This is a genomic window from Chryseobacterium formosum, from assembly GCF_026460885.1.
GTDB lineage: Bacteria > Bacteroidota > Bacteroidia > Flavobacteriales > Weeksellaceae > Chryseobacterium > Chryseobacterium formosus.
In genome coordinates this window covers 130,272-152,667 of sequence record NZ_JAOVZW010000001.1, presented here as the reverse complement: position 1 = coordinate 152,667, position 22,396 = coordinate 130,272, and the positions used below count along the sequence as shown (strand labels likewise).

Here is a 22,396-nt window from a genome sequence, read left to right as displayed (position 1 = left end):
GATTTGGTTGTTTTTAAGTTGTATCAATCAATAAGATTTCTACTCATCTTCTTAATTGTTTTATAGATATAATGTTATTCTGTCGATGTGACAAAAATTGACCTAAGATGAGAAAGGATGTGAGTTTTAGATTAAAATCTGAGCGCTTCTGTAAGATCCTTTTTTAATTAACCTTTGCTCTTTGTTTATGTAATATTCTGTAGTTTCCTGTTCTGAGATTCTATCGATTGTTGGCTCAAATCTGTTTAAATCAACAATGCTTTTACTCAGGTTGATGATACTTATGTAGCTTTCCGGAATTAATTCGCCCTCCAATTGCAAAGGTTCACCATGATAGTCTTCAGTGATAATAATAGTTGAAAATTTGTTTCTGATGTAGATTGGATAATCAGGATTTGTAATTTCTCCTGAAAGCTCATTAAGTTTTTCTTCAACAAAATCTTGAGTGATGTAGTTTTGGGATTGTATCCAAGATTGAGTGGCTGCATTATTAACCAAATAATTCCAATTGTCAATATTGTTTTGTGTAAAATCATTATTTCCCCAATGTCTAATCCAGCCAGACCATCCTCCATCTGTTCTTGTCCTAGATAAGATATTTCCGTTATATCTTTCGGTTTGAATCTGAGATGCTGAATAGATATTCTCTGTTTCAAAATGAAGTAACGCTCTTATGCCATCTTGTGATGATGTGTAATCACCTGTGTTTTTTGTTTCATATCCTACAGAATAAAATCCTGATTTATTAAGATTATTTGCATCGTGATTAATACCTAAAATACTTAGAGGATTGGAATTGAAAAAATTTTCGTAAACCCAAGCAGAACTAGAATATCCGGCATTAGCATGATTTCCCCAAGTGTAAGCTTGATTCCAATTGTTAATATCATTCGAACTAATGCTATAAACATGGTGTGAAGTAGGAATATAATTATTCATATTAGGTAATTGATTTACCGTAGCTACTTCATTATTACCATAAAATAATCCACCACCATATGGTTGTAAATTTAGTGGATAGGCAGTTTGTTGACCATCAGCTCTTTGTTGCTGAATATAACCACCTCCAGTTCCTTCTGTCCAAAAAACGGTACCATAATTCGCTTGAATACCATTTCCATTAGCTAAAAATAATTTAACATTTAATGGTAAATTACCTAAACTACCTGAACCATTAGAATCAGGACTATTAACAACAAGTCCACCTGCCATGGTATCACCTGATTTGTTTACATAATTACCCATATTAGGTAATTGATTTACAGTAGCTACTTCATTATTACCGTAGAATAATTGACCGCCCAAAGGTTGAAGAAATAATGCATAAGCAGCTGGGTTACCATCGAATCTTTGTTGTTGTATAAAACCTGAACCACCATCATTAGACCAAAAGTTAGTTCCATAAGCATCATAGTTTCTCAACTCTAGTGTATTCCCAATTCCTCCTGAACCTAAGTTTTGACCTAATGTTGATGTTGGGTAGTTTGCAATGAGTTTCTTAGTTCTTGTTGTATTTGGAAACTCAGTATTACCATTTGCATCAAGAAGTGTTGCGGTTCTTAAAAGATTTTGAAATTCACCAACATACTGACGTACATGAATTGGTTCATCACCATCATCACCAGTTGCAATTTCCAAATAACCTTGGTTTGAACCTGTATTACTTCCATAAACTCGCCAATAATCATTATCAGCAATCACACCACTAATTCCACCAGCGTTATTAGTAAAATTAAGCATACCTGTCATGGTATCACCTGACTTACTCACCTTACTATCTAATTGAGTAGTTGTAGCTGGGTTAGATAAATTATGAGCATCCCATATAACGCCATAACCTAAATCTGTTCTATAATGTCTTAAATCAGTTGCTCCAGTTTCAAAATATATATTTTGTAAACCTCCTGAATTACCGATATATAAAGTGTTACTTACTCCCGCAAGTATTTGGCTACCTGTCAAATTAGATGAAACTAATGCACCAGCTGATAAATTCACAGTTGGAACATTAAGTCCACCAGTCATGGTATCACCTGATTTGTTTACTTTATCATTAGGATTAAAAATACCTGCGTGCCACATTATTTCATTGTTGAACGTTGGTGCTGCTGCATTCGGTGCTATTTTAAACCTTTCAGCAATACCATATTCTGCAATTTGAAAAACACCATTATTACCTGATTCAACTATCCACTTATTCTGACCATTTTCAGCTAAGTGTAATTGTGCCACATTTGGGTTTGTTCTGTTAATTTTTATCTGACCCTCAATTGTACCACCTGTCAATGGTAAATAAGCACCAACAGTATTTGTTATTTGTGTATTAACCCAACTTCTATATGCAAACTGTTCCCAATTTGTTGAATAACTACCCGCAACTTTTTGTTTTGTAAACCATTCCCCATTATCATTAACACCTAACAGATTTCCATAACCTCCTGGATGAGTAGATAATGCAATTATAGAATTAGCATTGTCTGGTGCTGGAAATAAATTTGGTGAACCTGCTGAGATTCTATGTACAAATTTGAATTTATAATCTTCTAATAAAGTATGAGCATCTACATTGTCATTATAATCTCCATTATATAATTCTTTGTGATAATGAGTAGTTCCCAATGAGTATAGAGCAATTGTATTACCATCATCTTTTAACAAATTATTTCCAGTTCCACCAGACTTTATAAAAGAGCTGGCTTCTATTTTAGCCCTATCTGAACCAGTTCCACTAGTAAAATAAAAAGTATCATTTTGTGCCAATATTTGAAATGGATTATCACCCTCTCTATGGAAAGATATAGCGGGATAAGAACCATCATTTGCATAAGCAAATAAAGAGTTATTCAAATAGCCATTTCCACCTTTTGTTAAGAATCTTTTGGTTTCACTTACACCTTGTTGTGTATTAGTAGTCATCACATTCTCACCAGAATTAAGCTGAATATATTCCGAGCCACTCCATCTGAACTGAGAATTATTATTTGTAATTAGATAAATTTTTCCTTTTTCTCCCGGATTGGGCAAATTCTCAAATGAATCAAATTCCAAAACATCATCCACGTAACTGGGAAGCTGTGACGATGGAACTTTACCATCAATGAGATCAGCTTTTTTATTAAGAGAGGCTTCTGTACTTTCGGGAAATTCACGATTGTGATGCCAGTAATTTTCCATATAATTCCAAAAACCATCGGAAATAGGGATGTTATCTGTGTTAAAATCAGAATCAAGTTCTTCGTTTTCTTCCATATTTTATCATTTTTGTTAAGGTTTTTAAGATTAAAATTTTGAAGTTTCTTTTTAGTAGAATTGCTTCATGTTTTAGCCTTATTTTTTAAGGTGGTTTCCGGCGAAGGATATCCACCTTTATTTTTAATGATCATATTTTTAATTTAATTTTTAAACATAATTTTGGCTGTTCAGACTTTTTATAGGCTGAATTCAAAGGCTTTCAAAAAGAATAATTGATTGTTTTTGTGCTTTAATGATACTTCAAATCTGCCATTGAGAATCGACAGAACTTGACGCCTTGAAATTTATTTTTTTTAATTTTAATAATCATCTTCCAGAATATCATTTTCAAAATCTTCTCTTAAGAAATTTTCGATGTCGCTTAAATAATTTTCGTAATCAATTTCTGTATTTTCGATATCGCTCCAACTGATTGTGTAGATATCTTCTTTAAAAACTATATCTGAATTGTGATTTGGTGTTTCCATGTTTTGTGTTTTAAAGGTTAATGTATTTAATGAACATATTTTTGGCTGTTCATCATACAAGAATGTTGAATTCAAAGGCTTTAAAAAGATTTAATGATTGTTTTTGTGTCTTTATTTATACTACAAAAGTAGAGTAGAGAACGTAAAAATTCGACATGTAATAATTTTTAATTTTCAGAATATTTGTGTTTTCTTATTTGTTTTTCTTCTTTTCAAAGATAGTTTTAGAAAGCGACAAAACTTGTCGTAATAAAATTTATATTGATTTAATTTTTTTTAAAATTTTGTGTTTTTGCTTTGTTATTTATATTACAAAATTAATGCTCATAAGCGACAAAACTCGACGTGTTTTTTAGACAATTTTTAATTTATATAAGTATAATCAAATTAGCTTATATTGATAATTTATAAGTTAATAAGCTTATATTTTATTTCTAATTAATTTCTGTACAATTTGATTTAAAGTTTCTCTGTTATCATCAATATAACTCAATCCTGCCTGAATCAGATTTTCAATATTAGATCTTCTCACATTATCCATTGCTGGAGAAGCGTTTTTCAAAGACGGATTGATTCGGTAGTAATTTTTTTGATTTCTCTGACCCAAAGTCTGAAACATCTGACAAAGTTGATAATCCACTGTTTCTGCATTAGCAGACATCAGAATGTCGATAATCGGCGTTACCCAACCTATTTTTCCGGCTTTTTCCATTTTTTTGAATGAATAACTTTTAGATTCAATTCCGGTTCCGATGGAAACAATAATCATATCGTTTACAGTTGGATGATTGGCTTTTTGATGATTTTTCAAAACTTCCGCAAAAGGAATTTTTCTGGCTTCCGCATAAGCGCAAAGCGCCGGATTATTGGCAAACATTCCACCATCAATTAAGCTGAAAATTTGTCCATACATCGATTTAATCTGAACCGGAGTAAAATAAGTTGGAGCTGCTGAAGTCGCTCTGCAAACGTCTTTTACATAAAAATTATCTGTGCTCAAATTGGCTTTCCATGAATTAAATAATTTTGCTCTTCGGTTTTCTATATCATAACTTGTTATTAAACATGGTTTTATCAATTCTTTTAGTTCTAAATTTCCAAAAAAATCATTGAGGTTTTTTTCTAAAGCTTCCTGAGAGATTTTTTCATTCAGCAATCCGAAAGGATTCACTAATTTTTCCCAAAAAGAAACTTGGAATATGTCGCCACCTCTTTCAGAATACAATTCCAAACCTTTTTGAATAGAATATTTTGCTTTTCTATGTTCATCGGGACACAAAATAATCGCTGCAATCAATGCTCCCGTGCTGCTTCCTGCAACCAGATCAAAATAATCTCCAAGCTTTGCGCTCGGCTTATCGTGAATCTGCAGCTGCTCTTCTATGTAGCGTAAAATAATACAGGTAATAATACCTCTTATTCCGCCTCCGTCTAAGGAAAGTAGGGTGATTTTTTTCATTTTTCTACTGTTATTTTGTTATAGTAAAGATAGAAATGAGAGGCGACAGAACTTGACGTGTTTTATTAATTGTGTTAAATTATTTTTAAAAAACTACATATCCATCCTTATCCATTTTCAACTTAGAAAGTACTCTCCAAGTTGTTTTTACTAAACCTTTCTTACTTGGAAAATTCTTCTTTTCAAAGTGGGGAAGGTCTTTAAATAATTTCCAGTTTCCGCCCCAATCCCAACCATGTTTAGCGAAAATTTTTACACATTCGTACCAATCGGCAACTTTATCATTATCCCAATCTTTTGCTGTGTCCCAACTTGCCACTTTTCCGTTGATGATTAAACACATATCGACCGCTAAACCATAATTGTGAATGCTTTGTCCGGCTTTTGCATTTGTCACTTTTTTACCTGAAGTAATTCTTCCTATAGCGTACAATTTTTCCTGTTCCTCAAAACTTCGCAATCCTTGAGTAATTCTAATTTTAGCTTTTCCGGTTAATGCTTTGTCACATTCTTTTATAATCTGTTTCACTTCTTCTCTCACGAGAGGGTGTAGTTTTTCAATTCTTTGTAAGGTTACTTTATCCATAATTGTAATTTCTTTGTAAAGCAAATGTAGGTCTGCGATACGCCAAAACGTGACGTGTTGAGAATAGAAAAACATCATTTTAAATAAAAAATAAAACTTACTGCAAAGACTGATTAATACATTATTGCGACAAAACTTGACGTATTTTAATTGATTTAAGTTATTGATTATCATTGAAATGAATTCGATGTTAAAATTTTAATTTAATATAATTTCTATTTTAAAAGTTATAGATTTGTACTTTCAAACAGCCATTTTTAACATCATGTACGCTTTAGTAGATTGCAATAATTTCTTTGTTTCGTGTGAGAGAACGCTCGATCCGGGACTTGAAAACAAGCCTGTTGTTGTACTTTCCAACAACGATGGATGTGTTGTGTCCCGAAGTAAAGAAGCGAAAGATTTAGGAATTCCAATGGCAGCTCCTGCTTTTAAGTATAAAGAATTATTTAAAAAGCATAATGTAAAAAGTTTTTCTGCAAAATTTGAATTGTATAATTTCAAAAGCCAGCAGGTTATCCATATTTCGAAATCTTATGTAGGAGAAAAAGACTATGAAGTTTACAGCATCGATGAGCTTTTTCTGGATCTTACGAGTTTTAAATATGTTGATATTTTTAATTATTGTATAAAACTCAAAGAAGAAGTTAAATCTGAAGCCAAGATTCCTGTAAGTATAGGAATTGCGCCAACGAAAACACTATGTAAGATCGCCAATAGAATTGTAAAAAAAGATCCCGAAAGATTTAATGGTGTTTTTGCTTTAGACACTCCGGAAAAAATTGAAAAAGCCTTAAAATGGCTCAATATCGGCGATGTTTGGGGAATCGGAAGACGACTTGCCATCAAAATGCATGACAACGGTGTTTACAAAGCCTGGGATTTACTTCAAAAACCTGAAATGTGGGTTCGCAAAGTTATGGGAATTCATGGTGTAAGAATGATTAATGAATTAAAAGGAATCCGTCAGTTGGAATTAGATACGCCTTCGCCAAAAAAATCTATTGCGGTAACGAGAAGTTTCATGCAAATGTTGACGAAAAGAGAGGAGGTTCGTGAACGTGTGGAAACTTTTGGAATGTACTGCTCTGAAAGATTAAGGAAACAAAATACCTGCTGTAAAATGGTGACGGTTTTTGTTCAGACCAACCGTTTTAGAAAAGATTTACCGGAATATAGAAATGCAAAAACTCGAATTTTGCCAAATCCAACCAATTCTTCAATTATTCTCGGAAGAGTAGTGCATGAACTATTCGAAGAAATTTTTGAAGAGGGTTTTCATTACAAAAAAGCCGGAGTTATCGTCAATGATTTTGTTCCTGAAGATCAAAGATTGATTAATCTGTTTGAAGAAGATACTCAAAATCAACATTTGCCGGTGATGAGAGCGATGGATGCAATGAATAAAAAATACGGAAAAGATAAAGTGCGTCTCGGAAGCATGAGCGGACAAAATACTTGGGGAAGAGCGCAACTATCTCCAGAATACGAAGCTTTTCTAAAAAATAATACACTTACTGAAGCAAATTTCAGATTCCACTAAGAATTTAGTTTAGAGTTAAAAAAATACTTTCAAACTTTTAAACATCCAGCTTTCGTATCCAATTTCCCGTAAAATTATTTCTTTTTCTCGTATTTCCAGTTTCTTCCTTTGCTTTCAGAAATCCATTCTATAGCCTGCTCAATTCTTTTATTTTTTGTTGCGTCAGTTTTTGCATCAACAATCCAATTGACATACTCTTTTCTAAATGAAGGAGAAGATTTTTGAAAAATGTCTAACGCTTTTTTATTTTGATTTAAAACATTTTGAAAATATTCAGGAATTTCGATTTCGGTTTTAGAAGGCGCAGCTTTTTTCAAGGTAACTCCCATATCGGTCAGTTCCATAGCCTCGAGAATCATTTTTTTAAGCTGAGGTTTTGAAGGTAAATCTTCCATTTTGGTAATCTTTCCTAAACTGAACATATTGGTTTTTTCAACATCAGTTTCAAGATTTTTGAGGGTTTTCATGGAGTCGTGTAACCAAAATCCCACGCTGCAATATGCCTTAAATGAAACCATTGAGCAAAGAATTTTTCCTTTGTACATAAACGTCGGAAATTTCCATTTAATGGCTTCCTCCATGTCGGAATAACATTCATGAACGATTTCCCGAATCTGATTTAAAATAGGTTTATAAAAATCCGGAGATTTCTCAATGTATTCATCCACCAAAGGATTGTATTTTTCCATAATATCTATTTAAAAAAGAATTTGAAACATTAAGATCTTTTAGCTTTTTTTAAGGTTCAGATAAATCTGAATTTAGCGATATGCTTAATTAATATCTTTAGATATTTCCTTAATCAAACTTAAAATTTTAAAAACCTTAATGGTTCAAAAGTATTTTCAACCTCAATCTTAGCCTTAACCTTTAAGCAAACAACTTCGCAGTTTCGTTAACCAGAAATTTCACCTGATCTGGTCTTCCTCTGTCTGTTTTCGGTAAATCATTATAACTTCCGGTTCTTACGATGACCATTTTGTATTCAGGAATCATAATAATATACTGTCCCTGTAAACCTAAGAAATAATAATGTTTGATGGGGTTGTCATGATTAATCCAAAGTCCCATTCCGTAAATTTCTTCAGATTTTTCGGTTGGAGTTCTCATTTGTTCGATAAATTCGGAATTTAAAACTTGTTCGCCATTCACTTTTCCATCGTCTAAAAACAACTGTCCAAGTTTTGCAAAATCTCTTGAATTGGAATGAATGCAGCAGTAGGTTTTTTCCATTCTGCTTTCGTCGACGCTCCATTCTGCGTTTTGTTCCATTCCCATCGGAATCCAGAATTTTTCAGATAAATAACTCGATAAAGATTGGTTGATTGCTTTTTTAACCGCAAATCCCAAAAGCTGAGTTGATCCGCTTTGATATTCAAATCTTTCGCCTGGTTTTTCTTTAAACCTTCTCGAGAAAGTAGCTTTCACCAGACTTCTTCCGTAATATGCTTTTGCGTTTGGAAGAAAAGGATTTTTATAATTTTCATCCCAATCCAGACCCGATTCCATTTGAGCCAGATTTTTTAAATTTAAATCTCTTCCGAAAGGTTTGTTTTTAAATTCCTCATACAATTCAGAGAAATTATCATCGATATTTTTAATTTTTCCTTCTTCTAAAGCTTTTCCTAAAAGCATTACGGTCACAGCTTTTGCCATTGAGAAAGAATTAGTCTTCGAAAGTTTATTATAACCATTCCAATATTGTTCGTGTAATAATTTTCCGTCTTTTATAACAAGAAATGATGCTGTATTAGAATGAACTAAATCATCAACGATGTTTTTAGGCAAATCTTTTTTGTTGTAGTCAGGATGTTCGTCCCAAAGAACCGGTTTCGAGGTGTGAATAATATTGCTGCGAAAGAATTTTCCGTCATCAATATTGGCGCTCATTTTTCCACGTAAATAGGTTTTTGAAATACCGTTGAATAGATAATCGTATCCCAAGAAATAAAAAATTACCGCTACAGCAACTAAAAATGTGAATATGTAAATAAAAATAATCATAAGCAATCTGGTCTTAAACAAATTTAAAATAATTATTAAAATAAAGTAATAAATGTATTCCCAAATGAATTATTTTTGTGATTATTGATGATTATGATGAAAAAATACTTCTTTTTTTTACTGTTCTCTTTTTCAGTGATTTGTTTTGGACAAACCTATAAAACAATCGATACGGCAGATTATGCTCAAAGGAAAGATTTTATTAAAAATTACTCTTTAAATAATGAACTTTTAATTAAAGATCTCAAAGCAAAATATTCCGGGAAAACGGGAAACGAATTGTCTAAAATCTACAAAGAAGTTGGAAAAGATTTTGAAAAACAGGTCAAAAATAAAGGCTTTGTTTTTAATTCTGTTTTTGATGCTAAAGTGAAAAATCTTTTGGAAAGATTAAGAAAAAATAATCCTCAGATTCCACAAAATTTAAAGATTCTGATTGCGAAAGACAATACACCGAATGCTTATTGTTTTGCAGACGGAACTTTTGTGATTAATATGGGACTTTTTAATTGGTTGAATAACGACGATCAGTTGGCTGCTGTGATTTCCCACGAATTGGGACATAAAATTACAGAACATACTTTGAAAACTTTTTTAAAATTAATCAACCAAGATCAGCTCGATAAATTGGTGGTTCAGAATATTAAATCAACCAAAGAAAACCGGAATCAAAGAGCTTTTGATGTTCTCAAAAACAGGGTTTACAAAAAAGGTACAGAAAATCGAAAACAAGAAATGCAGGCAGATTCTTTGGGTTATGCCGTTTTTAAAAACAGTGATTTTAAGAAAGAAGAATTCATCAATACGCTGAAAAGGCTTGAAGATTTCGACACGATTTCACCGAGAACTTTAAAAGTGGAAACGTACAAGAAATTTTTCAATCTTCCCAAACAGGAATTTAACGATAAATGGCTGAAACAGGAAGATTTTTCTCTGTATAATTACAATCATTTTAATGATAAACTGAATAAAGATTCACTGAAATCTCATCCTGAAGTTACATTGAGAATAAATCATCTTAAAAAGCTTTTTCCTGAACTTAAAAATGAAGTGAAAGACGAAAAAGCCTCCGAATCTTACGCTGTTCTTGAGAAAATTGCAAGAATGGAAACGTTGCCGAATTTTTATTACTCTGAAGATTATGGAGTTGGAATTTATGCAAGTCTGCAGTTTTTGCAGGATGGCGAAGAAGAAAAATATTATAAAAGCTGGCTGGGAAAATGTTTTTCTAAAATTTATGAGGCGAGGAAAAACTATAATTTAAACAGATATTTAGATCGGGTTGATCCAAAAAACCAAAGTGAAAGTTATCAGCAATTCTTGAATTTTATGTGGAATTTAAGCTTAGACGAAATAAAAAATATTGCGGATTATTATGAAAAAGAATCGTAGAATTTGTTTTAATTTCTAAAAAAATAAAAACCTAACAAACTTCCAAATCTGTTAGGTTTTTTTATGATCGAAATTCTTGTTGTTATTAATAATTCAATCGTTCCAAACGAACTTTATTAAACTTCTCTTTTTCATTAAATTCACGAAGCAAAATATAGCCTTCTTTCGCAACATAAGGAGTTACGGTATAATTATCTTTCTCTGAAATAGGAATAACTTCCTGCTTGAATTTTCCGTTGACAATGGTGTTGATGAACAAATTCCATTTTTTTTCTTTGGTTGCCTGATCTTTTTGGTAATCACGGTAAAAGAAAACCACATCTTTCCCGTCATTCAGATATTGTGAAAACAAATAATCGTTGTTTGACCATTTTGTTTTTTCTTTCTCAAAAATCTGAACATCTTTTACTTTAAAATCTTTATCGGTATTGATGTAAACTAAATCTGTAGTTTTTGGTGCATTGTATTGTCCTTCAGGTTTAAATTTTTCTGCAAGAATTCCCACACTTCCGTCATTTAAGAAATAGGCATCTTTTGTCTGCAGGAAATATCCGTTTTCCACACCGCCGTCTGCGCTTAGTTTTGGGATGTGATTAGACAAATCCGGCTTGTAGTTTAAAGCTTTCAGATCTACGTTGTAATTGTTTTTATCAAGTAGGAATCTTGCGAAACCTTTATCGCTTTTCGGAACATAATTTCGTCCTAAAAGCACAATTTTATCATCAAAAGTTTTATCATTATCAATTCTTCTTCCACTGGCGTAAAGGTTGTCGATGTTGTAGATCGTATCTGGCGAAAGTCCTGTAATTGGTTTGTTCGACAATTCTTTTCCGGTTTTCATGTCGATAACCAAAAGAGAAAAGGTTTTGTCGTCATCATCTACCTTTCTTAAAATTCCGTAAATACGGTTTTCATCTTTGTCTAAAATAGTGAGATCGGAAAACACTTTTTTGCTTCCGTCGGTATTGTAGCGATATCTCCAGATTTCTTTTTTGTTTTGGTCAAATTTTATCAGACTATTTTTGTTGACATACTTTCCGTAATCATTGTATTCAACAGCAATAAAACCACCTTCTTTAATTTCTCCTACCGAAGAAACGTAATTGTAACCCTTATCTTTTTTCTCGGCGCGGTTTTCTTTTCTTTCGCTCTTAAAACTTTTGGGTTGTGTGATTTCTACAAACGTTCCGTTTTCCTGATAATCGTAATACACTTTAGGATTTACCGTATTGGTTTTAGGGTCAATCACCATAGAAACCGGCGCAGCGGCATCTTTTGCAAAAGCCTGTAAGTAATTAAAATCGGAAGGTTGCAGAATAATTTGTCCTTTAAAATCTACATAACCGTAATAATTGGAAACTAAAAGTCCGGCTTCAAACTCCTTGTTAGAAACAGGGTTTAGGTTTTTATCTAAAAGAACATATTCGAATTTTTGAGTTTTTTTGTCCGTTTTACCATAAGAATAGATGGAAACGTAGCCATAAAGGTTGTCTTTAGTATCGAAAAGTGCATTCATTCCTACATTAGTTCCTGAAGCAAGCGAAGCCAAATCCTGAGTTTGGGAAAAAGCAAATGTCTGGATCAATCCAAACATCAATAGAGAAATTTTCTTCATAGTTATTATTTGAAATCCAAAAGTAATGAATTCAAGGATATTTCAGATAGGTTGATGAAAATATTTTTATGTCAAATTATTATTAATGATTTATCAATAGGAGGAGGCTTTAGTCCGATTTATGATAAGTTGTTTGCAATTGGCTTTATCCAAAATTTACTAAAATTAAAACCAATAAAAAAGCCCTGATCTCTCAAGGCTTTCAATCTATATTTTAGAAAGTAAATTTCTGAAGTTTGTTTTCTCATCAATAATTCTTCTCAACTCAGAAACCGGAACTCTTTCCTGCTGCATTGTGTCTCTGTCTCTTATCGTTACGGTGTGCTCCGTTAACGAATCGTGGTCGATTGTAATACAGTAAGGTGTTCCAATCGCATCCTGTCTTCTGTAACGTTTTCCGATGGCATCTTTTTCTTCGTAGAATAGGTTGAAATCGTATTTTAAATCATCAAATATTTTTTCTGCATATTCGGCTAAACCGTCTTTCTTCATCAATGGTAAAATCGCCGCTTTAATTGGTGCTAAAGCTGGAGGTAAAGATAAAACTGTTCTTTCTGAACCATCTTCCAGCACTTCGTCTCTTAAACAATGAGAGAATAAAGAAAGGAATAATCTATCTAAACCAACAGAAGTTTCCACCACGTAAGGAACATAGTTTTCATTTCTTTCAGGATCGAAAAACTGTAATTTTCTGCCAGAAAATTTCTCATGTGCTTTCAAATCGAAATCTGTTCTCGAGTGAATACCTTCTAGTTCCTTGAAACCAAACGGGAAATTAAATTCAATATCCGCCGCAGCATTAGCATAATGTGCTAATTTTTCGTGATCGTGGAATCTGTAATTGTCATTTCCTAAACCTAAAGCCAAATGCCAGTTCAGACGTTTTTGCTTCCATTGTTCGTAGAATTCCAATTCTGTTCCCGGAGCAACGAAAAACTGCATTTCCATCTGCTCGAATTCACGCATTCTGAAAATAAACTGTCTTGCAACAATCTCATTTCTAAAAGCTTTTCCGATTTGAGCAATACCAAAAGGAAGTCTGTGGCGTGAAGTTTTCTGAACATTTAAGAAATTCACGAAAATACCCTGAGCGGTTTCCGGTCTTAAATAAAGATCCATCGCAGAATCTGCAGAAGCACCCAATTTAGTTCCAAACATTAAGTTGAATTGCCTTACTTCCGTCCAGTTTTTTGAACCTGTATCAGGATCAGCGATTTCCAACTCTTCAATTAAAGCTTTTACATCGGCAAGGTCTTCATTTTCTAATGATTTTGCTAATCTTGAAAGAATTTTTGAGCAATCATAAATCTTTTCAACCAATCGTTCGTTAGCTAACAAGAAATTTAAATTTTCTATGAGTAGGTTCCTATCATATTTTTCAAATATATCTTCAACTCTTTTTTTTGTGTCAGAATAATTATCTAGAGTTAATATTCTGATATCATTGTAATTTAGATAATAAATACTCTTTTTAAAATCTAAGAAAGATTTAAAATCTGAAATTAAATATTGCGATTTATTTGCTAAATCAACTATTTCATAATTGTCATCAACAACTATATGATTAAAGCCAATTAAATTATTTATATCGTAGTTTGCTAAACTTTCTTTTAAATCTTTGATAAAATCTCTATATCTTCTAAATTCATCTATATTTAAATATCCACGATATAAAGCATACGTTTTATTACAAAAAACATTAAATTCGTTAAAGTTTTCAAAATAACTTTTCTTTTTCAAAAAGTCTTTTCTTACCTTATCTTCAATTTTCGCACAGTAATCTTCTACCAAAACGTCTGCTCTGAAACGTTTTTTAGAATCTTTATTATCAATCAAAGGATCATTAAAAGCATCAACGTGGCCAGAAGCTTTCCAAGTAGTTGGGTGCATCAGAATCGCCGAATCAATACCCACAATATTTTCGTTCAGCTGTACCATCGCTTTCCACCAATATTGTTTGATATTATTTTTCAGTTCTGCACCGTTTTGTCCGTAGTCATACACTGCAGATAAACCATCATAAATCTCACTCGAAGGGAAAATAAACCCATATTCCTTAGCGTGAGAAATCACTTTCTTGAAAACATCTTCTTGCTTTGCCATAAATTTTTCGTCTTGAATGCAAAAATAGTGAAAAAGCAGGAAGTAGGAAGGGAGATGATGGAAGTTTTTGCGTTGCAGATTTTTAGGAGCCGGGAACCTGCTTTCCGCTATATCTTTTGCTCTTCGTTCCTCATCACAAAAGGATGTCGCTGCAATCAGGGCTATTGACGGAAGTGCGTTTAAAAAATTAAGTCAGACATAAAGGAAAGAATATGTTTAAAATTTATTATATATTGTAAATAAAATATGTGTTATGAAGAAAAGATTTGAATATAAAACGATTGTGGTAAAGCCTAAAGTAAGTTTTTGGACTGTAGAATATGATCCGAATGAAATAGATAAAACATTAAACCAATATGGTAATGAAGGTTGGGAATTGGTAAGTGTGGAAAGCAGAGAATACATGGGAACCTATATCTTTCACTACACTTTTAAGCGCGAACAATAGTTCGGTCTTGTAGTATAGTTTTCCTACTTTTGCCTCATGTTAGAAATTCTTTATCGTGACGAACATCTTATTGCCATCAATAAACCTAGCGGATTATTGGTTCATAAATCTTTCTATTCTGGAGAAGCAGATACATATGCAATTCAGGAATTGAGAAATCAGATTGGACAAAAAGTGTATCCGGTACATCGACTTGACCGAAAAACTTCGGGCGTTTTGTTGTTTACTTTAGATAAAGACACTTTGCGACTCATGAGCACTCAGTTTGAAGAGAAAAAGGTTGAGAAGAAATACATCGCCATTCTCCGTGGCTGGGCGAAAGAAGAAGAAACCATCGATTACGACTTAGTGAATGAAAATGAAGTAAAGCAAAATGCTGTAACTTATTATCGTCGTTTACAAGCTTCGGAAATAGATTTGCCATTTTTAAAGCATCAAACTTCGAGATATTGTTTAGTAGAAGCAATTCCTGAAACGGGAAGATTTCATCAGTTGAGAAAGCATTTTAAACATATTTTGCATCCGATTTTGGGCTGTCGCAAGCATGGTTGCAATAAACAAAATAAGTTATGGCTTCAAACATTTGGTATCAACAAAATGACGCTTCATGCGCATCAATTGATTTTTAATCATCCTCTTTCCAATGAAAAAATCACCTTAAATGCAACCATTGACCAAGATTTCAAAAGAGTAGGGGATATTTTGAAACTCGATTTAAGTGCGTATTCTTAAAAAATTACACGCTCAGTTTGTCATCCTGAAAGGATCTCGGCGAATTATTAAAGAGACTTCATTGAAATGTTTTGAGGTTTAGATTCCTCCAGAATGACAAACTTTGTGTCTGTTTGCGAAAAACATTTGTGAAATTTGTGTTTTTAAAATTAATTTCAAATAAATAATCTTCATTTAAATAAACTATCCCACATCAATAATCCGTTAATTTTAAAATGATTATTTTTGTAAAACTTTTTTTCAATGTATAAATCGCTCATTCGTCCGATTCTTTTCAAATTTGATCCTGAAGAAGTACACCATTTTACTTTTTCAATGCTTAAAAATTTTGGGTTTCTCACAAAATTATTTCTTCCAAAACCAATAGTAGATAAACGTCTTGAAAGAGAAGTTTTCGGATTAAAATTCAAAAATCCGGTTGGTTTGGCTGCAGGTTTTGATAAGAATGCGGTTTTGTTCAACGAATTAGGCGATTTAGGTTTCGGATTTGTAGAAATTGGAACCGTGACGCCAAAAGCTCAAGCCGGAAATCCTAAGAAAAGACTTTTCCGTTTGCTCGAAGACGGCGGAATCATCAACAGAATGGGTTTCAATAACGATGGTCTTGAAGAAGCAATACAAAAGCTGAAAGGCAACAAAGGAAAAATCATCATCGGCGGAAACATCGGAAAAAACACCAACACAACGCCTGAAAATTACACTCAGGATTACTTAGATTGTTTCGAAGGGCTTCATCCTTATGTAGATTATTTTGTACTGAATGTGAGTTGCCCGAATGTAGGAAGCCATGCAAAACTGGAAGATGTAGAATACTTGAGAGAATTAATTACAGCAGTTAAAGAAATCAATCAGAAAAAGCCCACTCAAAAACCAATACTTTTAAAAATTGCTCCGGATTTAAACAACCAGCAATTAGACGAAATTATTGAACTTATTGCAGATACAAAAATTGACGGAATTGTAGTTTCAAATACATCTGTCAATAGAGAAGGTTTAAAAACGTCTCCAGAAGTTTTAGAACAAATCGGAAACGGTGGTTTAAGTGGGAAACCAATTCGTGAAAGAAGTACAAAAATGATTAAATATCTTTCCGATAAAAGTAACAGAGCGTTCCCAATTATTGGAGTTGGTGGAATTCATTCTGCTAAAGACGCAATTGAAAAACTGGATGCTGGAGCAACTTTGGTTCAGTTGTATACAGGATTTATCTACGAAGGACCACAATTGATTAACGATATTAATCAGGAAATTTTGACGAGAGCGAGTAGAATTTCTAGATAAATTAAAATATTAAAAAAGTATGAAAGCAAAATCGATGAGGTTTTGCTTTTTTGTTATCTCGCAGATATAACGGATAAAGCAGATTTATTAAGAACTTTATCTTCAAAATTTGCTGAATCTGCGTGATATATTTTAGTTTTTAAAGGAAAAAATGAGATATCGTATAAATAATCAATCCGACCAAACCTCCAACCAAAGTTCCGTTAACGCGTATGAATTGTAAATCTTTTCCTACTTCCAGCTCCAGTTTTTGACTTAATTCTTTTCCCTGCCAATTTCCAACGGTTGAGCTGATTAAAGTCGAAGCTTGATGTGTATTTCGTAAAATATATTTGTAAGCCGTAACTCTCACCCAATTGTCGATTTTATTCTGAAGATTTTCATCGGTTTTTAAATTTTGAGAAAATTCACTCAGGTTTTTCGAAAGATAATTTTTTAAAGTAGAATCATCATTTTGAAGTTCTTCCATCAATGTTTTTTTAATAGAAGTCCAGATGTCGGTTGAATATTCTGCTAATTTATCGTTCTTTAAAAGATCATTTTTTATGGTTTTAAATTCATCATTCCATTTCGGATCTTCTTTTAAATCATTTGAAAATTCATAGATTTTCCTCGTAATTAAATCCCGAATTTCATGATTTGGATTTTCTTCCACTTCTTTAAAAAAATCGGCAAGTCCGTTTGAGATTTTGTCGGCAATTTTATTATCAACGAACGACGGAATAAAAGTATAGCTGCCTTTTTTTACCCTTTCCTGAATCATGTCATCATTTTCAACAATATAATCTTTGATCTGTTTTGAAAGATTGGTAATAATTTTCTGATGGTCGTTTTTGTCTAAAAGATAGATAATTCCGTTTCCGAGAATGGCATTCAACTTAATATTGTCTGTCATTTCCGATACTTTTTTGCTGATAAATAGACTGACTTCAGAATCATCAAGTTTATTTAAAATATCTAAAATAATGTCTGAGAGATTTTTAATTAAAGCCTCTTGATTCTTATCCTTTCCAAGCCATTCTCCGACAAAACCAGAGATTTTTAGTTTTTGAATGTAGGGACGAATATTTTCAGGCGAAAGAAAATTAGACACAACAAAATTCCCCAGATTATCACCCAGTTTTTGCTTACTGTTTTCAATCAGATTTGTATGTGGAATTGGTAAACCAAGTGGATGACGGAAAAGTGCAGTCACAGCAAACCAATCTGCCAAAGCTCCGACCATTGCCGCTTCGGAAAATGCGCGGACATAACCAATCCAATGAGAATCGTGAGTTTTCTGTAAAATTGTAGTTATAATAAAAACTAAAGCCATTAAAACAAAAAGTCCTGTAGCGAACGTTTTATATTTTCTGAGCTGTTTTCGTTTGTTTTCGTCATTCATATTCTCAAATTTACTAAATTTGGTTGTAATTCTTTTACCACAAAAGTCACAAAGATGTATTTGAAATTTTAAGTTAGATCTAAAATATATATAAGAAGAAAATCAAAGGTTTTCAAAAACTAGTATACTCTTTTATATATTGAAAATTTAACTTGCTAATCTATTGTATTTAAATATTTTGTGACTAAATTAAAATGTTAATTTAAAATAATCTTATGCAAAACGAAGCAAAAAACAATCCATATTACTCAAGAACCGATACTGCAAAACTTAATATTTCCAATGATGAATGGTTCAAAATTCTATCTCCCGATTTGTATGCAATTGCGAGAGAAGCGGCTACAGAAAGACCTTTTACCGGAACTTACAATGAGTTTGATGAATTAGGAGAATATTACTGTGCGGTTTGTGGAAATCATCTTTTCCGTTCTAATCAAAATTTACGAGCAGTTGTGGCTGGCCAAGTTTTTTTGAAGCCGATAAAAATGGAGTAGGATATAACCGGGATTCTTCTCACGGAATGGAAAGAATTGAAGTTGTTTGCAAGCGTTGTGATTCTCATTTGGGTCATGTTTTTAATGACGGACCGGCTCCAACAGGCACTCGATACTGCATGAATTCTATAAGTTTGGAGTTTGTACCAGATTCTGAAAAGTAAAATGGGTGAGTTAAAGTTTCTTAAATTGCGTTAAACTTTTTTAGATTTAACTGATTGATAATTATGATTTTATAAATTTGTACCCGCAATTTTAATTTAACATAATATTTAATGAAAGGATTTTATAGCTTATTAGGCATTGTGTACATGGTAACAACTTCGTTTTATCTTTCTCCTGAAAAGGTTGGAGTAGCAAGCGAAATATTAAACACAAAAAAAATAGAAACTGCAGTTGAAATTAAATCTGAAAAAAGCACAAATGAAATGAGTTCCTCAGAAGAACTTTACAATTCTATATTATTTGAAAGTGATAACAAGCTAAACTTTGATGTTTTTTCTAAGGCAATTTTAGGTTTTGCTAATCTTAAAAAAGCTGGGAAATTAGACGAAAGCGCACATTTATTAACGGTCTGTGATTTCTCAATGTCATCCAACACAAAAAGACTTTGGGTAATCGATATGAATGAGAAAAAAGTACTTTTCAATTCTTTGGTTGCTCACGGAAAAAATACAGGTGAAGAATTTGCTACAAATTTTTCTAATACCGAAAGTTCACTTCAAAGCAGTATGGGTTTTTACATAACAGAATCTACTTACAATGGTGATAACGGATATTCTTTAAAACTTTTGGGTATGGATAAAGGCTTCAACGATGCAGCATATAAGCGAGCTGTCGTAATGCATGGAGCAGATTATGTAAGTGAAGAATTTGCTGCAGCTCACAAAAGAATCGGAAGAAGTTGGGGCTGTCCTGCAATTCCAAGAAACTTGACAGAACCCATCATCAATACAATAAAAGGAAAAAACTGTCTCTTTATTTACTATCCCGATCAGAACTATCTTTCATCATCGGAATGGTTGAGAGAAGCATAAAACAAAAGCAGTCAATATTTTGACTGCTTTTTTATTTAATTAAAAATCTGCGTTATCTGAAATATCTGCGTAAGTGTAAAATTTAAGAAAACTTCTTAAACACCAAAGTCGCATTGTGCCCTCCAAAACCAAATGCATTACTTAAAGCAAAATTGATGTTTTTCTCTTTTGCTTCTCCAAAAATAATATTCACATCTTTCGGAATGTTTTCGTCAATATTGTGAAGGTTAATCGTTGGTGGAATAATTCCTTTTTCAATAGCTTTAATAGAAAGAATTGCTTCTGCTGCTCCGGCTGCTCCTAATAAATGACCTGTCATTGATTTTGTAGCACTCAAATCCAAATTTTTACTTCCTTTAAATAACTTGCCGATTCCTTTTAATTCGACCAAATCTCCAAGTGGAGTAGATGTTGCGTGCGGATTTATATAATCAATATCCTCTACATTTGCTCCAGCTTCATTTAATGCCAATTGCATTGCTTTTATAGCTCCAACTCCATCGGGATGAGGTGCAGTCATGTGATAAGCATCTGCTGTCATTGCTGCTCCTGCTAGTTCTGCGTAGATTTTTGCACCTCTTGCTTTTGCATGTTCGTATTCTTCCAAAACCAAAGCTCCGGCTCCTTCTCCCATTACAAAACCATCTCGATCTGCATCATAAGGTCGACTTGCCGTTGCAAAATCATCGTTTCTTGTAGACATTGCTTTCATTACAGAAAATCCTCCAACAGAAGCCGGAGTAATTGCAGCTTCTGAACCACCGCTAACAATCACTTTTGCTTTTCCTAAACGAATATAATTAAAAGCATCCATCAAAGCGGTATTTCCCGTTGCACAAGCAGAAATCGTTGTGTAATTAATTCCCTGAAGCCCAAACTTCATTGAAATCATTCCTGAAGCCATGTTTGCAATAAATTTAGGAACGAAAAACGGATTAAATCTTGGATTTTCGTCGTTTGCTGCAAAATTCATTACTTCACTTTCGAAAGTCCACATTCCGCCTTGTCCGGTTCCCCAAATTACACCTGTATCAAAAGGATCCATCTTATCAAGCTCCAATCCTGAATCTTGTAAAGCTTCTGCAGATGAATACATTGCATATTGAGAAAACAAATCGCTTCTCTTTATTTCATTGTGATTTAGATAAACTTTAGGATCAAAGTTTTTAACTTCACAGGCGAAATTCAATTTAAATTTTTCGGTATTAAAATGAGTGATTTTGTTGGCTCCGCTCACTCCATTGATGCTGTTTTGCCAGAATTCTTCGACATTGTTTCCCAAAGGCGTTACTGCGCCCAATCCTGTAATGACAACTCTTTTCATATATAAATGTTGAATTTATTTATCATTGAATTACAAAAAGTTATTATAAAATTTTGCAAGCAATGATTCATACTAGTTATTAATTTTAAATAAATTTGAGGTTCCTCTTGCAATGAGTCTTGTTTTATCTGCGTTCCAGATTTCGCACTGTGCATTCACAAATTGCTTTCCTCTTTTGATAATTTTCGTTTCGGCTACAATATTATCATTTTCTTTTGCAGTTGAAAAATAATCGATGCTATTATTTACGGTTACTATGAAGGTTTTTTCGTTTAAAGAAAACATTGTTGCACCAATAACGTCATCAATAATTGCTGCCGTAACTCCGCCATGAAGATTTCCCATCGGATTCAGCCACTCTTCTCTTACAGTATATTGAAATTCAATCTGACCTTCTTCTGCGGAAATTACAACTGGATTTAGCCATTTCATAAAAGGAGAAGGTGATTTGGTGAATTCTTTTCCGATAAAAGTTTTAAGTATTTGTAATTTATCCATAATAATTATGAGATATTTTGTTTTAATTCTTTATCAATAATTAATAGTATTCTGTCTAAAGCAAGGTTGAGGTATTTTTCATCGCCGGTAGTTTTCGAAAGCAAAATACCACCTTCGACGAGCATGATGAATAATGATCCGAATTCATTGGGATTTAAGTCTTTATAAATTTCACCTTTTTTCTGTCCTTGAACAATCACTTCCGTGATATTTTTTATCCACCCTTTAAAAGATTCTGTCACTTGTTTTTTTAAAGTGGGAAATTTGTCGTCGGCTTCGGTTGACGCATTCATCAAAGGACAACCTCCAGTTTCGAAAACCAATTGCCAGTTTTTACGGTAAAAATTCACAAAAGCATTTAATTTGTCTATTGTGGTCGGAAATTCATCTCCAAGCGATTTAGACATACTTTTTCCCAATAAACCAGAGTTGTATTTGTACACTTCAAGAGCAAGCTGATCTTTATTTTCAAAGTTTGCGTAGATGCTTCCTTTCGTTAAACCTGTAGCTTCGGTAATGTCAGATAAAGATGTAGAAATGTAACCTTTGGTATTAAACAAAGTCGCTGTTTTCTCGATAATAAATTGTTTTGTCTTTTCTGCTTTTGACATTTTATCAAATTCTGACACAAAGATATATAAAATATACCAATCGGTATATTTATTTTGAAATTTAATTGATGTACAGAATCAATTGAGTTTAAAACAATTCATTTTGAAAAGTTTTGGCTAAAGCCAATCGATTTTTTATACAGAAAAACGGGCTTAAGCCCGTTCC

18 protein-coding genes and 1 pseudogene are annotated in these 22,396 nt (G+C 32.8%); 7 read left to right on the top strand and 12 right to left on the bottom strand.

Annotated elements, in window-relative coordinates:
* Positions 1–126: 126 nt before the first annotated feature.
* The 4 genes from OF897_RS00695 to OF897_RS00680 form a co-directional block, all read right to left on the bottom strand.
* Entirely contained in the window at positions 127–3,249 is a 3,123-nt protein-coding gene (locus OF897_RS00695; protein ID WP_267263768.1) for a hypothetical protein, read from the bottom strand.
* Positions 3,250–3,551: 302 nt separating this feature from the next.
* Complete coding sequence (locus OF897_RS00690; RefSeq protein ID WP_267263767.1) at positions 3,552–3,719, bottom strand: hypothetical protein; 168 nt, start codon at positions 3,717–3,719, stop codon at positions 3,552–3,554.
* 421 nt (positions 3,720–4,140) lie between these two features.
* On the bottom strand, positions 4,141–5,178 hold the full coding sequence (locus OF897_RS00685; protein WP_267263766.1) for a patatin-like phospholipase family protein: 1,038 nt from the start codon (positions 5,176–5,178) through the stop codon (positions 4,141–4,143).
* 85 nt (positions 5,179–5,263) lie between these two features.
* Positions 5,264–5,764, bottom strand: a complete 501-nt coding sequence (locus tag OF897_RS00680) for a M15 family metallopeptidase (protein ID WP_267263765.1) — start codon at positions 5,762–5,764, stop codon at positions 5,264–5,266.
* 265 nt (positions 5,765–6,029) lie between these two features.
* Between OF897_RS00680 and OF897_RS00675 the strand changes: the two genes are divergently transcribed.
* Positions 6,030–7,307 (top strand): Y-family DNA polymerase, encoded by a 1,278-nt coding sequence (locus OF897_RS00675; RefSeq protein WP_267263764.1) that lies wholly within the window; start codon positions 6,030–6,032, stop codon positions 7,305–7,307.
* 74 nt (positions 7,308–7,381) lie between these two features.
* Here OF897_RS00675 and OF897_RS00670 read toward each other — a convergent pair whose 3' ends face one another.
* Both OF897_RS00670 and OF897_RS00665 read right to left on the bottom strand, forming a co-directional pair.
* Positions 7,382–7,996, bottom strand: a complete 615-nt coding sequence (locus OF897_RS00670) for a YdeI/OmpD-associated family protein (RefSeq protein WP_267263763.1) — start codon at positions 7,994–7,996, stop codon at positions 7,382–7,384.
* Between the two features lie 181 nt (positions 7,997–8,177).
* Entirely contained in the window at positions 8,178–9,311 is a 1,134-nt protein-coding gene (locus tag OF897_RS00665; protein ID WP_267263762.1) for a serine hydrolase domain-containing protein, read from the bottom strand.
* Positions 9,312–9,404: 93 nt separating this feature from the next.
* On the opposite strand from OF897_RS00665, the gene OF897_RS00660 reads away from it, so the two are divergent.
* Positions 9,405–10,703, top strand: coding sequence for a M48 family metalloprotease (locus OF897_RS00660; RefSeq protein WP_267263761.1), 1,299 nt, complete (start codon positions 9,405–9,407; stop codon positions 10,701–10,703).
* A gap of 85 nt (positions 10,704–10,788) precedes the next feature.
* Here OF897_RS00660 and OF897_RS00655 read toward each other — a convergent pair whose 3' ends face one another.
* A complete protein-coding gene (locus OF897_RS00655) occupies positions 10,789–12,318 on the bottom strand; it encodes a hypothetical protein (protein WP_267263760.1) in 1,530 nt (509 codons plus the stop codon).
* 207 nt (positions 12,319–12,525) lie between these two features.
* Positions 12,526–14,421 carry a glycine--tRNA ligase gene (locus OF897_RS00650; RefSeq protein WP_267263759.1) on the bottom strand — a complete coding sequence of 632 codons (1,896 nt, stop codon included), beginning with the start codon at positions 14,419–14,421 and terminating at the stop codon, positions 12,526–12,528.
* A gap of 253 nt (positions 14,422–14,674) precedes the next feature.
* Here OF897_RS00650 and OF897_RS00645 point away from each other — a divergent pair, with 253 nt between their 5' ends.
* From OF897_RS00645 to OF897_RS00635, 3 genes are all read left to right on the top strand, one after another.
* The gene (locus tag OF897_RS00645; protein ID WP_229983269.1) at positions 14,675–14,869 is read left to right on the top strand and encodes a DUF4177 domain-containing protein; all 195 of its coding nucleotides are present in this window, start codon (positions 14,675–14,677) and stop codon (positions 14,867–14,869) included.
* A 36-nt stretch (positions 14,870–14,905) separates the two neighbouring features.
* Complete coding sequence (locus OF897_RS00640; RefSeq protein ID WP_267263758.1) at positions 14,906–15,601, top strand: pseudouridine synthase; 696 nt, start codon at positions 14,906–14,908, stop codon at positions 15,599–15,601.
* 243 nt (positions 15,602–15,844) lie between these two features.
* Positions 15,845–16,882 (top strand): quinone-dependent dihydroorotate dehydrogenase, encoded by a 1,038-nt coding sequence (locus OF897_RS00635; RefSeq protein ID WP_267263757.1) that lies wholly within the window; start codon positions 15,845–15,847, stop codon positions 16,880–16,882.
* Positions 16,883–17,021: 139 nt separating this feature from the next.
* Here the strand turns inward: OF897_RS00635 and OF897_RS00630 are convergent, their stop codons facing one another.
* Positions 17,022–18,266 (bottom strand): DUF445 domain-containing protein, encoded by a 1,245-nt coding sequence (locus tag OF897_RS00630; RefSeq protein WP_267263756.1) that lies wholly within the window; start codon positions 18,264–18,266, stop codon positions 17,022–17,024.
* A gap of 314 nt (positions 18,267–18,580) precedes the next feature.
* Here OF897_RS00630 and msrB point away from each other — a divergent pair.
* Together msrB and OF897_RS00620 are read left to right on the top strand one after the other, a co-directional pair.
* Positions 18,581–18,924, top strand: a pseudogene (msrB, locus tag OF897_RS00625) (peptide-methionine (R)-S-oxide reductase MsrB).
* Between the two features lie 111 nt (positions 18,925–19,035).
* Complete coding sequence (locus OF897_RS00620; RefSeq protein WP_267263755.1) at positions 19,036–19,797, top strand: murein L,D-transpeptidase catalytic domain family protein; 762 nt, start codon at positions 19,036–19,038, stop codon at positions 19,795–19,797.
* Between the two features lie 82 nt (positions 19,798–19,879).
* On the opposite strand, the gene fabF is transcribed toward OF897_RS00620, so the two are convergent.
* From fabF to OF897_RS00605, 3 genes are all read right to left on the bottom strand, one after another.
* Positions 19,880–21,121, bottom strand: a complete 1,242-nt coding sequence (fabF, locus tag OF897_RS00615) for a beta-ketoacyl-ACP synthase II (protein ID WP_267263754.1) — start codon at positions 21,119–21,121, stop codon at positions 19,880–19,882.
* Positions 21,122–21,193: 72 nt separating this feature from the next.
* Positions 21,194–21,619, bottom strand: a complete 426-nt coding sequence (locus OF897_RS00610) for a PaaI family thioesterase (protein ID WP_267263753.1) — start codon at positions 21,617–21,619, stop codon at positions 21,194–21,196.
* A gap of 5 nt (positions 21,620–21,624) precedes the next feature.
* Positions 21,625–22,230 (bottom strand): TetR/AcrR family transcriptional regulator, encoded by a 606-nt coding sequence (locus tag OF897_RS00605; RefSeq protein WP_267263752.1) that lies wholly within the window; start codon positions 22,228–22,230, stop codon positions 21,625–21,627.
* Positions 22,231–22,396: the final 166 nt, after the last annotated feature.